This is a genomic window from Xenorhabdus beddingii (genome assembly GCF_002127545.1).
GTDB classification, from domain to species: Bacteria; Pseudomonadota; Gammaproteobacteria; order Enterobacterales; family Enterobacteriaceae; genus Xenorhabdus; species Xenorhabdus beddingii.
This window is the reverse complement of sequence record NZ_MUBK01000003.1, coordinates 161,309-174,444: the sequence shown is the minus strand read 5'-3', so window position 1 is coordinate 174,444 and position 13,136 is coordinate 161,309. Positions and strand designations below refer to the sequence as shown.

Annotated in this window: 9 protein-coding genes; 6 read left to right on the top strand and 3 right to left on the bottom strand. The window is 44.3% G+C overall.

The window, feature by feature from the left end; genetic code table 11:
- Positions 1-114: 114 nt before the first annotated feature.
- From rdgC to Xbed_RS03140, 3 genes are all read right to left on the bottom strand, one after another.
- The gene (gene rdgC, locus Xbed_RS03150; RefSeq protein WP_086111496.1) at positions 115-1,026 is read right to left on the bottom strand and encodes a recombination-associated protein RdgC; all 912 of its coding nucleotides are present in this window, start codon (positions 1,024-1,026) and stop codon (positions 115-117) included.
- A gap of 301 nt (positions 1,027-1,327) precedes the next feature.
- Positions 1,328-1,891, bottom strand: coding sequence for a hypothetical protein (locus Xbed_RS03145; protein WP_086111495.1), 564 nt, complete (start codon positions 1,889-1,891; stop codon positions 1,328-1,330).
- A gap of 65 nt (positions 1,892-1,956) precedes the next feature.
- Positions 1,957-2,178 (bottom strand): hypothetical protein, encoded by a 222-nt coding sequence (locus Xbed_RS03140; protein WP_339373820.1) that lies wholly within the window; start codon positions 2,176-2,178, stop codon positions 1,957-1,959.
- A 306-nt stretch (positions 2,179-2,484) separates the two neighbouring features.
- Between Xbed_RS03140 and mak the strand changes: the two genes are divergently transcribed.
- The 6 genes from mak to Xbed_RS03105 all read left to right on the top strand — a co-directional run bounded on the left by mak (position 2,485) and on the right by Xbed_RS03105 (position 13,066).
- The gene (gene mak, locus Xbed_RS03130; protein ID WP_086111493.1) at positions 2,485-3,393 is read left to right on the top strand and encodes a fructokinase; all 909 of its coding nucleotides are present in this window, start codon (positions 2,485-2,487) and stop codon (positions 3,391-3,393) included.
- Between the two features lie 947 nt (positions 3,394-4,340).
- On the top strand, positions 4,341-5,537 hold the full coding sequence (locus Xbed_RS03125; protein WP_086111492.1) for a porin: 1,197 nt from the start codon (positions 4,341-4,343) through the stop codon (positions 5,535-5,537).
- A gap of 61 nt (positions 5,538-5,598) precedes the next feature.
- The gene (locus tag Xbed_RS03120) at positions 5,599-7,554 is read left to right on the top strand and encodes a bifunctional 2',3'-cyclic-nucleotide 2'-phosphodiesterase/3'-nucleotidase (RefSeq protein ID WP_086111491.1); all 1,956 of its coding nucleotides are present in this window, start codon (positions 5,599-5,601) and stop codon (positions 7,552-7,554) included.
- Positions 7,555-7,713: 159 nt separating this feature from the next.
- Entirely contained in the window at positions 7,714-9,351 is a 1,638-nt protein-coding gene (locus Xbed_RS03115) for a bifunctional metallophosphatase/5'-nucleotidase (RefSeq protein WP_086111490.1), read from the top strand.
- 318 nt (positions 9,352-9,669) lie between these two features.
- Positions 9,670-11,304 (top strand): ABC transporter substrate-binding protein, encoded by a 1,635-nt coding sequence (locus Xbed_RS03110; protein ID WP_244182393.1) that lies wholly within the window; start codon positions 9,670-9,672, stop codon positions 11,302-11,304.
- A 127-nt stretch (positions 11,305-11,431) separates the two neighbouring features.
- Positions 11,432-13,066, top strand: a complete 1,635-nt coding sequence (locus Xbed_RS03105; RefSeq protein ID WP_086111488.1) for an ABC transporter substrate-binding protein — start codon at positions 11,432-11,434, stop codon at positions 13,064-13,066.
- Positions 13,067-13,136: the final 70 nt, after the last annotated feature.

The following is a 13,136-nucleotide window of genomic DNA, read 5'->3' as shown; positions in this document are numbered from 1 at the left end:
ACTGTAATAGGGATGAAGACAGGGTAAAAAAACAGGGTCAATTGTCTTGTCGAACTGCCTCACTGGATATCACTGTTGTAGGCAGTTCGTCTTTTATTTATCTTTTTATGTCTATTATCTTTCCGCCTCGCCGCCCAGTGCCTCAATGGTGTTTTTGATGAGTGCGCTTAATTCGCCGGTCATTAAGGTAAAATCGGCATCGAACCGTTGGGCAACATCTTCACGATCGATATCATCGTTTTGATCACGTAAGGTTTGGCTGAATTTGATGCGTTTAAAAGCGCCATCATCTGACAGCATGAACTGAACGCGCTCTTCCCAATCCAATGCCAGTTTAGTGACGTGTTTGCCGGATTCAATATGTGCCGCAATTTCGTCTGATACCAATGCTTGCTTCTTACAGCGGATAACGCCACCTTCTTCCAAAATGGCTTTCAGCTCGGCCTCATCCATCAGGGCATAACCGGTAGGCAAATGACCTGAACGCACCCATTCCGTTAAGGTCAACTCAATAGGGTCGGTGAATGTCAGCGGAACGACGGGCAATGAACCCAAAGTTTTTCTCAATAATGCCAGATTATCTTCAGCGCGTTTTGCGCTGGCGGCATCAACAATGATCAAATGGTTGACGGTATCGATCCAAATATAGGTTTGGCTGAAACGGCTAAAGGCTCTTGGCAACAGTGTGTGGATGACTTCATCTTTCAAAGAATCCTTTTCTGTTTTTTTCAGCTTACGGTGCTGTTCACCTTCCAGACGGGCGATTTTGGCCTGTAATTCTTGCTTAATGACAGGCGAAGGCAGCATTTTCTCTTCCTTACGCGCGCAGATCAGGATCTGATTGCCGGAAGCATGGGTCAGCGCTTCACTGTGAGAACCCATTGGCGAAACCCAACCCGTTTTCATCATATCCTGACTGCCACACGGGGTGAATGCCAATGGGCTTAATTGTTTTTCCAGTTCATCCGCAGAAAGAGATATCTCTCGGTTTAAACGGTAAATCATTAAATTTTTGAACCATAACATGCAGTTACCCCATATTGTTGCGTATCGTGATAAAGGTCATCTCAAACATAAGGGGGCATAATAACGAATCATGTGATGAAGCCCTAGTACTTCATCCGTTTCATTTGACATCCTCCCCGGCATTGCGTTCAGGTTGATCAGCCACAGTCGATACAACCCTTCAGATATTTCTTAATAAACTCCATACAAGTAGGTAGAAGGTATGTAAGTTAAGCTATCAACGGATGGAATACTGCGTTTTGAACAAAAAAAAGCCATCTAATGATGGCCAACTGTGAGACTTTAAAGGCGTTATTATTATTTATACGGAAACTAACGCATGGTTATTATTCAGTTCATCCAAAAATTGAGACACCGCGACCATTGCGTTAGTATTTCGGATTGATAGGGCGGTATTAATAGAGCCAGTGATACGCGCTTGCTCTACCAACTCGTTGTCTATGATCTTATTTTTTGCCAGCCATTCCGCAATATCGCCCCAAGACCATAATGGGCGTTGACTGTCTACACGCAGGATAGGTGTTGGGAAATCCCCTTTTCCACGGCTACCCTTGTTGTATCGAGATAGCGCGGCCTTAGTGGTGCCGGCCAGTTCGGCAGCGTCACTTAAACTGACCACATCACCAATATCTACAGACAGACAAACTAAACCAGAAACAGACTCAATGTCAGAGATCGCAGACATCACGGCCTTTGAGTAACTTTCGCGAGTGCGTGTAAAGTTAACATAAAGTGTGCCGTTGTATGCGGCTGGATGTGCGTCGCTGCATCCCGCTTCGTACAACGCATCTGATATATCAAATAAACTATCGTCGGTAGTGATTTTCTTTCCGCCTACCACAATATCGAAACTGTATTTTTTCATCGTTAATTTCCTGTCAGGGAGGTGTGAGACTTAAAGAAAAAGGCCGCCGATTGACGGCCTGAGTATTATTGGCATTTATCCACTAATGAGATGATGTCTTTCGCGTGGTCTTGAGGACTTTCCGGTGTTCCCCAAACTGATTTTTGGTGGCATTTATCTTCATTACCACAGCGCAAAATTCCCACTGCATGGCCTTTTCCCTTACGTTTAACGTAGATCCAGCCTTGAGACACGGCATATGCAATTGCCGCGCTAATTTCTTTGTTTTTGTGATACGCGATAGACAACACTCCTTTCAAACTCAGTCTCACTTTGTAAAAGAACGCTGTTGACCAAAATAGCCAGTCGGTAACAATAGTAACCAGTCAAGAGTTTTTTGTCAACAATGGTTACCGTTTTTTGGGGGTTAATATGGGGTTCGAATCCAGAACCGCCACAAGTGCGTCAAGGTCGATAATTTTACCATCACACCGGAAGGGATATATTGGAGGCGCGGCCCAAATGCCGGAGATATACTCTGCTCTGGATAATAAAAAGCCCCATAGTATTAACATAGTATTAAACAGCAACGGTATAAATAGAAAAGGTAAGCTATGCGCATAGGTATTGATCTGGGTGGGACTAAGATTGAAGTGATCGCATTGGGTGATCAGGGTGAAGAGCAATTTCGCAAACGGGTGGATACCCCCCGTAACGACTATCAAAAAACATTGCAAGCCATTGTTGGGCTGATTCACGATGCGGAACAGGCAACCGGGCAGCAGGGAACCGTAGGGATCGGCATTCCTGGCGCCATTTCGCCTTTTACCGGAAAAGTCAAAAATGCCAACTCCGTTTGGATGAATGAGCAAATACTGGATAAGGATATCGCTGCGCTGTTGGGGCGTGAAGTGCGTATTGCCAATGATGCAAACTGTTTGGCGGTATCAGAGGCCACTGATGGTGCAGGCGCGGGAATGCCAATGGTCTTTGCCGTTATCATTGGGACGGGCTGTGGCTCAGGGATCGCATTTGATGGCCGGGTTCATGCGGGCGGGAATGGGCTGGCCGGAGAGTGGGGACATAACCCGTTACCGTGGATGGATGAAGAAGATCGGGCGTATCAGGCCGAAGTCCGTTGTTTTTGTGGCAAGCCGGGATGTACCGAAACGTTTGTATCGGGGACCGGGTTTACGCAAGATTACCTTCTCTTAAGTGGAGTCAATAAAAAAGGTCACGAAATTATCGCCTCCCTGGAACAGGGAGATCAGTGGGCAGAATTGGCAATGCAGCGTTATGAAAGGCGTTTGGCTCGGGCTTTGGCACAAGTGATTAATCTGCTTGATCCCGATGTGATTGTCTTGGGGGGAGGCATGAGTAACGTCGATCGCCTCTACCAAACTTTGCCCGATCTCGTCAAAGAGTGGGTTTTTGGTGGAGAGTGCGCTACGCCGATCAGAAAAGCGCTACATGGTGATTCTAGTGGGGTGCGTGGTGCAGCTTGGTTGTGGCCACAGCAGTAACTGCGTATTTTCATCAGGCATAGACTAACCCAATATCCTTAATCGATTTCAAGTTGCGTGCAGCGGAGAATGAAAGCCAACAAGAAAGCCGCAACTTGAAATATGAATAATCATAATAAATGAATGTCCTCTTTATTTGTTTGACTTATCCTATCTACAAAATATGATGGACTTATTAAAGGTTGACTTAAGTTAAATATGTAACTTTATGCGTTAATTTATTTTCCATGTTACGGGTAATAATGGGAATAATGAATTAATCCATTCATTATATTTATAATAAATGTCTTATACTGCATTGAAAATATATTTATTCGTCAGTGAATGAAATATCGCATCTGACTTTAAATTTGTTAATTATTCAGGTGATAAAAAAGACAGTTCATTAAATCATTAAAAGATGGAGAAAAAACAGGCTAAATGAAGGGTTTTCAATGGCATGATAAATAAAATTTTTTGCGGGTTCTCATCATGGAATGTTGTGTCGAAAATCATAACTGTCAAAATTTTGTGATTTTTATCACATATAATTGTAATAATTTGTCTATATATTTGCGTTAATGTGGATTTCTTCACGAAATATATTGTTTTTTTAGGTTATTATTAGCATGTGCAATAAACAGGGTTCAGAAGCGCAAGGGAAGAAAAATACATTTTCCAAGTGTCTTCTGGCTTAAAAGTAAAACGCATTATTGTCACAAATCTTTTTGATTACTGACTCCATATTGATGTTGATAAAAACGCTCAACAGGAAGATGTAACAGAGATTATTTTAAATAATATTCAAACATAGTCATTTTTTTGAACGATTTTCTTTTGACGAAAGGATCGTGACGGGCATTTATTGTCCTCAATATATTGATATTGCAGACTGGCCTGCGATAGAGCGAGCTTTTGCCTGAAAGAAAATCAGATTATTAAATTTAATATTTAGTGGGTGTCTTATTATGAGCAAGATGAAGCCGTTAGTCACTTTAATTGGGTTATTGATCACGTCTGGCAGCGCCAATGCGGTTACGGTATATAACGACAAAGGAAGCAAGGTCGATTTGACCGGTCAGGTTCGGATGAAAACGTCAGTGACCAGCGATAATCATGATATTCGCATCAAAGATGATGGTAGCCGTATCGGGGTGGCTGCCAGTCATGAACTGACTCAAGAGATTAATGTCTTCGGCAAAATGGAGTGGGGTTCTGATACCCAAAGGACCAACAGCGAGAACCGCAAAACGAGTTTTGAGATGTATAACCGCGTCGGTTATATCGGGGCTTCTCACCGTGACATGGGTGAATTTCAAATTGGCCGTACTTATATTCCCATCGATTGGGTGAGAAAATCCAGCTACGGCTATGGCAACACCGGCGTATTTTATTTCGGCGACGTATTGGGCCGCGCAACCGGCTATGACGGTAAAGGTGTCGGCAAAAACAACTTCCTTACCCGTTTGCCTCAAACGCTCTTCGTTCAAACCAATAGCTATAAAGGTTTCAACCTGGCGGCAACTTACAGTGGTCAATCCGGTGATGATAAAGAACGTCATCATGGTGATATTCGCCACGCTTATTCAATAGTCGGTTTCTATAAATCGGACTTTGGTCTGGAAGCCAGTGCGGGTTATTCTCAGGCGACAGGAGAGCGGAAAAAACCGGTAACGATAGAAACTGAAAGTAAAGCGAAGAGTAGCGGCGATGCCGGGCTGGCTTCTCCACAAGATAGCCTGCTGGCTTTTGGCGTGGAATACTATTTCCCTGGACGTGAATTCTCCATGGGCTTGGATTATGGGGTAGCGCGTTCCAAAAACTCAGGATTAATCTATCAGGAAGGCCGCAGCTCAAGCCTACAGAGCAAATCGGTTAAAGGCGACTGGAAAGCAAACCTATACGGTTTGGGTGGAAAGTGGCATTGGGATAAGATTGGCAGCGGCATGTATGCGGGATATTACCTGCGGGCAGGGGACGCCAACACATTCAACTATAAAAAACAGACCTACACGGTCGGTTTAGACAAACGCTTTGCGGTTTCTAAGTACAATAACCTGATCCTGTTTGTTGAAACGGCCTATGATGATGTCCGTAGTGACAATCCGGCTTACAAAAATACCCAACAAACCATTCTGGAAGCAGGCGCACGTTTGTCTTTTTAAGCAAAATTTCATGGGGAGAACTCACTTGGGCTCTCCCGTAATCATTCTAGAGGGGCATAGCATGATGAAGAGTATGTTGAAAGTATCAACATTGGCAATGTTGGTGGCATTCAATGTGAATGCGGCGACCGTTGATTTACGGGTGATGGAAACCTCGGATATTCATAGCAATCTGATGGACTTCGATTACTTTAAGGATAAATCCACGGAGCAATTTGGTCTGGTTCGTACTGCGAACTTAATCAAGGCTGCCAGGGCTGAAGCAACCAACACCATTTTGGTTGATAACGGTGACTTGATTCAGGGCAGCCCTCTTGCAGATTACATGGCCGCAAAAGGGCTGAAAAAAGGGGATGTCCACCCGGCCCATCAACTGATGAACACCATGAATTATACCGTGGGTAACTTTGGCAACCATGAATTCAACTTTGGGCTGGATTACCTGAAACAGGCCATTGCGGGTGCCAGGTTCCCCTATATCAACGCCAATATCATGGATGCCAAAACCGGCAAAAACTACTTTACGCCTTATATTATCGTCGATACCCCAGTCAAAGATCGGGAAGGCAAAGAACACACGATTAAGGTGGGTTATATCGGTTTTGTTCCGCCCCAAATCAGTATTTGGGACAAAGCCAATCTGGATGGCAAAGTCATTGTCAATGATATTACCGAAACCGCGAAAAAATTTGTTCCTCAAATGAAGAAAGAGGGCGCTGACCTGATCATCGCCATTCCGCACTCTGGTTTTTCTCAAGAACCTTATAAGGCAATGGCAGAAAACTCCGTTTACTATCTGAGTGAAGTGCCTGAGATTAATGCCATCATGTTTGGTCATGCACATGGTGTATTCCCAAGTAAGGAATATGCCGATATCAAGGGTGTCGATGTCGCTAATGGAACGGTTAATGGTATCCCAGCCGTGATGCCGGGACAGTGGGGCGATCATCTGGGCGTGGTTGATATGGTGATCAATAACGACAGCGGCGAGTGGAAAGTCGAATCAGCCAAGGCAGAAGCCCGCCCTATCTATGATAAAGTGCATAAAAAGGCGCGGGTTGAACGCGATGGCAAACTGGCCTCCCTCATCGAAAAAGATCATCAGGGAACCCGCGATTTCGTTGGCAAATTCATTGGTAAAGCCTCTGCCAACATGTACAGCTATTTGGCTTTGATCCAAAGCGACCCAACCGTTCAGATCGTCAATGATGCGCAGGTGGATTACACCAAACGCTTCGTTCAGGGCGATCCTAATCTGGATGGGCTTCCCATTCTGGCAGCGGCGGCACCTTTCAAAGCGGGCGGCCGCAAAAATGCCCCGGCTGACTTTGTGGAAGTGGAAAAAGGCGATTTGACCTTCCGTAATGCGGCTGACCTGTACCTCTACCCAAATACACTGGTGGTTGTCAAAGCCACGGGTGCGGATGTGGTTGAATGGCTGGAATGCTCTGCGGGCATGTTTAACCGGATCGACCCGACGTCCAGCAAACCGCAGGAATTGTTGAACTGGGAGGGTTTCCGCACTTATAACTTCGATACCATCACAGGTGTTGACTATAAGATAGACCTGACCCAACCCGCTAAATATGACACGGACTGCCAGCTTATCAATAAAGATGCAAACCGCATCAAAGACGTCACCTATCAGGGCAAACCGATTGATCCGAAAGCCACTTTCCTGATTGCCACCAATAACTACCGTGGTTACGGCGGTAAATTTGCGGGAACCGGAGAGGATCACATCGCATTTGCTTCACCGGATGAAAACCGGACCATTTTGGCGTCTTACATTGCCAGAATCACCAAAGAGAAGGGTGTCGTATCGACACAGGCTGAAAACAATTGGTCATTCCTGCCCATTAAAACAGACAAAAAACTGGATATACGCTTCGAAACTTCGCCATCAGAACAAGCAGCAAAATTCATTAAAGCACATGCTCAATATCCGATGAACTACTTGAAAAATGATGATATCGGTTTTGCGATTTATCAAATCTCTCTGACAGAGAAAAAATAAACCTGAACGGTACTGCACGGAATAGTCCTGATGCCTGCTCATCCTCTCCCCGGTGAAGGCGAAGGGCAGGCAGACTGTTCGTGACGAATTCTATATCTGCTACAGCAAAAATTTTGCAGTGATTGATTGTTCAAAGCCTGAACGTTAAGAGGTCATACAATGAATTATAAATATAAATTTCTTCCGATTGCGATAGGTGCCGCATTGTTGGCAGGATGTGCAACCAAACCGGCCTATGATCCAGAAAATGTTGTGGCTGTACGGGTGCTGGGCCTGAATGACTTTCATGGCGCATTGAAAGCGCCGGGGCCTAATCAACCGGGTGGTATTGAACATATGGCTACCTTGATTAAGGCGTTGAAACAAGAGAACCCGAACAACATTGTCGTTGCCGCAGGGGATATGATCGGCGCCAGCCCGTTGCTCTCGTCTATGTTCCATGATGAACCCAGTATCGAAGCCTTGTCCCTTGCCGGACTGGAAGCGACTTCTGTCGGCAATCATGAATTCGACAAAGGCAGGGATGAACTGCTGCGTAAGCAAAATGGCGGCTGCCATCCGGTGACCGGCTGTCAGGGGTCAAAACCCTTTAAGGGCGCGGATTTCCAATACCTGTCCGCCAATGTCACGGTGAATGAAACGGGCAAAACCCTGTTTCCTGAATATGTCATCAAAAAATTTGATGGCATTCCGGTTGCCTTTATCGGTCTGACGCTGGAAGGAACCCCTGCCATTGTGACTCCTCAAGGTACTGAAGGACTGACTTTTTCCAATGAAGTCAAAACCATCAACGCCTTGGTGCCGGAATTGCAGAAAAAAGGGGTGAAAGCGATAGGCGTCTTGATCCACGAAGGTGCCGCGCAGAAACGTGATGGCGGGCGCATTGATGTCAATGCCTGTCATGACGTAACAGGTAAGGTCTTGGAGATCGTCAACCATCTGGATCAAGAAGTGGATTTCGTGATCAGCGGTCATACCCATCAGGCTTATAACTGCGTGATTAATGGTAAGTCCGTCACTTCAGCGCAATCTAATGGGGCATTGCTGACTCAACTGGATCTGAAACTGGATAAAACCACGAAAGATGTGGTGGATTTCAAGGCGAAAAATATCTGGGTTGATAACCGTCAATACGCCAAAGATCCGAAAATCACTGAGTTATTGTCATCTTACGAAAAAATAGCCACGCCGCTGGCAAACCGTATTATTGGTAAATTGGCAAGCAATCTGACTAAAGAGACCAGTACCGGCGGGGAATCTGCATTGGGTAAAGTGATCGCGGATGCCCATTTATATGCAACCACTGCCAAAGAACATGGTGGGGCGCAGATAGCGTTCGTCAACAGTGGTGGCATTCGTGCCCCGATGGATGCGGGAGAGGTGACGTATAACGCGATTTATACCGTCCAGCCCTTCTCCAACATGATGGTGACCAAGACACTGACGGGCGAACAGATCAAGCGATTGCTGGAACAACAATGGGATCGTTCACGTCCACAGGTTTTGGCGGTATCACACAGTCTTCAATATGCATGGGACAGCACCCAACCCGTGGGCGATCGCGTTATCGTCAATTCGATAAAAATCAATGGCAAGCCGATTGATATGAAAGCGAAATATCGCGTGGCCGCCAATGAATACCTGGCGACCGGGGGAAGCCGTTTCTCCGTCTTTAAAGAGGGAACCGATCCGGTCTATAACGTGCCGGATATTGAGGCGGTGGTGAAATATTTTGCGGAGAAATCCCCGATTCATTACCCGAAACAAGAGCGGATTACAGATATTGGGGCAAAATAATGTGACGGGGATAAAAGATAACGTAGATCATCGTGGATAAAACCCCTAGATCAAAGATACTGTAACCGTTGTTTGATCCAGATCAAAAGTGCAACGTAAACAAAAAAGTGCAACGCAAATTGTTATGCGTTGCACTTCTGCATTGGAATAAATGTTAAGTCTGTAAAATAACGCCAATTACTCGAATATATAACTTAATGCAGTAACTTTTATATTGGCAAGGGTTATAAGGGGATTATTATAAAGTGATAAATATAAGGTAGTAATGATATAGGTAAAGATTATCTAATAATAGAAACCGTTATGGAGATCACTCATATGCAGAAAAGACAGGTAAGCATAATAAAAAATAAAATAGCTACAATATTCCTCTGTTCTATCAGCCTCATTTTAGGCGGTGTCACTTTCTCTTATGCGGCGATTATACCTCCCGGCGTGCAACTGGCGGATAAACAAGAAATTACCCGCAATAATTTTTCTGAACCCGGCTCTTTAGATCCGCATAAATCAGAAAGTAGCAGTGAATTTGATATTTTGCTGGATTTTTTTGCGCGCTTAGTGGATACAGATAAAGAGGAGAATATTATCCCCGCCCTGGCTGAACGCTGGGAAACGAAAGATCATAAAACGTGGATTTTTCATTTAAGAAAAGGCGTTAAATGGTCTGACGGCACCCCGCTGACTGCCCATGATGTGGTCTTTTCTTTCCGGCGGCTGGTCACGCCTGATACGCTTTCTCCTTACGGGAGTTACCTGATTCAGGCCAAGGTGGTGAATGCCCGTGATGTGTTGACAGGCAGGAAAAAACCGGAAGAGCTGGGGGTCAAGGCACTGGACGATGCAACGGTAGAAATTGCCTTGGAAAGGCCCAAAGCGGGTTTTCTGCAAATGCTGGCACATCCTGTCCTGTCTCCCGTGAATGAACAGGTTATCAAGAAATATGGCAATAAATGGACGCTGCCACAATTTTTTGTCAGTAATGGTCCTTTCAAACTCTCTGAATGGGTGGTGAATGAAAAGATCGTGGGTGTCAGAAATCCCCATTATTGGGATGATAAGAATACGGTCATTAATAAAGTCACTTACTTGCCAATATCCGATTATAAAGCGGATCTAAACCGTTATATGACCGGAGAAATGGATATCTCCAACGGTGGGCCATCGGAATTCTTGCCAACCGTGAAGAAGAAATTTGGCGATCAACTCCATGTCAGGCCGATAATGAGTGTTTATTATTATCTGTTTAATACGCAAAAACCGCCATTTAATGATATTCGGGTCAGGCAGGCGCTGAGTTTGGCACTGGATAGGAATATTATCACTGACAAGGTATTGGCTAATGGCCAAAAACCAGCCTATGATGTGGTGAGTCTGGGAGCCGGCGGGATTTATTTAAAGCAGCCTGAATATGCCTCATGGACACAAGAACAGCGTGTTGCAAAAGCCAAAGCGTTACTCAGTGAGGCGGGATTTAATGCAAACAACCCCCTTAAATTTACCCTGCTGTATAACACGTCGGACGCTCATAAAAAAATCGCCATTGCTGCCAGTTCGGCATGGAGGAAGAATCTTGGTGTGGAGGTGATTTTACAAAATCAGGAAAGCAAGACCCAGAATGACAGCATGGCGCAAGGCGACTTTGAGGTGACAAGATACGCATGGAATGCTGATTATAGTAGCCCGACCAGTTTTTTAGATATTTTCACCTCAGGAAATACGAATAACCATATGAGATATCAAAATAAGCAATTTGATCAATGGGTTTTAAAAGCCGATGAAACCAACGACCCGGCCGATTATCAACAAGCAATTGATATCCTCAATAAAGAATCTCCTGCCATCCCCGTTTATTATTATGTCCGTGTAAAATTAGTTAAGCCTTATGTCGGAGGATTCCACGTTGACTCGATGGGAAATATTCCGACAAAAGATCTTTATATTATTAAGCATTAGTTTTGAGTTAATAACCGCCGGTTAAAACAGGCGGTTATTACTGAACAAAGTTAATTGGAATAATACGTTAAATAAGAATGGTAGCGAAATGTCACAATAAAAACAGCAATTAATGGAGATTGAAAACATGAAAAGAATCATGGAGGGCTTAATTAAAAATAGGCTCACCCAAATCCTGACCTGTTCGATAGGCATACTATTGACAAATATCGCCCCATCCTATGCCGCAACCGTTCCGCCGGGAATAGAATTGGCCGATAAACAAGAGATTGTGCGTAACAATGGCTCCTTTCCTGCCTCTTTGGATGCCCATAAAGTAGAAAGTAATGTTGAACTGAATATTATCCATGATTTTTTTGATGGTCTGGTTTACACCGATAATCAAGGCAAAATCATTCCCAGATTGGCGGAACGCTGGGAAACGGATGACAACAAAACATGGGTTTTTCATCTGAGAAAAGGGATCAAATGGTCTGACGGCTCACCCATTACCGCCCGGGATGTGGTATTTAGCTGGCGGCGTCTGGTTGCTCCCGGCACATTATCCCCCTATAGCAGTTATCTTGGAACCGCCCATGTCGTGAATGCCAACGACATCATGTCAGGCAAGAAAAAAGCGGAAGAACTGGGTGTTAAGGCATTGGATGATTTGACACTGGAAGTGAAACTCGATAAACCTGTGGCTTATTTCTTGCAGATGTTAACCCATCCGGTTTTGGTTCCAGTGAGTGAGAAAGTGGTTAAAAAACAGGGCGATAAATGGACCCATCCCGATGTTTTTGTGGGCAGTGGTGCATTTAAACTGTCTGATTGGAAAGTGAATGAATATGTGATTGGCGTCAGGAATCCTCTTTATTGGGATAATCAAAACACGGTCATTAATAAAGTCACTTATCTTGCCCTGACATCAGAAAAATCGACTTTAAACCGTTATCTCGCTGGTGAAATTGATATTACTAATACTATTCCCTTGGACTCCTTTGCCTCATTAAAGAAAACATTGGGCGAGCAGGTGAATATTGCTCCGATGCTCAGTACTTACTATTACGCCTTTAATACTCAAAAACCGCCCTTTAATGATGTCAGGGTCAGGAAAGCATTAAGTTTAGCTATAGACAGAGAAGTGATTGCGGATAAGGTATTGGCGATGGGACAGCTTCCCGCTTACGGTATTCTTCCTCCCAATATTGGTGGTATGGCATTAACCCCACCAGAATATGCTTCATGGACACAGGAACAGCGAATTACCGAAGCCAAAAAATTATTAAATGAAGCGGGTTTTAATCAAAATAATCCACTCAAATTTAACCTGCTTTATAACACACTGGAGGCACATAAAAAGATTGCCATTGCTGCCACTTCAATGTGGAAGCAGAATCTGGGGGTTCAGGCTAACTTACAAAACCAGGAATGGAAGGTGATGTTGGATAATATGCACCAGAGTAAATTTGATGTCGTCAGATATGCATGGATAGCGGATTACAATAGCCCAATGTCTTTTTTGGATACTTTCCTGACCGGCAGTAGCCTGAATACCCCACTCTATGAAAACAGGGATTTTGATCAGATGGTGATTAAAGCCGGTGAAACCAATGACATGGCTTATTACCAAAAAGCGATGGATATCTTCAACCATGATACGCCTGTGATCCCGATTTATTACTATGTCGCTAATCACATGGTGAAACCGTATGTCGGCGGATTCTATGTAAGCCCAATGGATTATATATCCACAAAAGATCTCTACATTATTAAACATTAGAAAAAATGAGCGCCTGTTAACACAGGCGCTCATGATAGACAAATAAGAACAAACATCATTATGGAGAGTT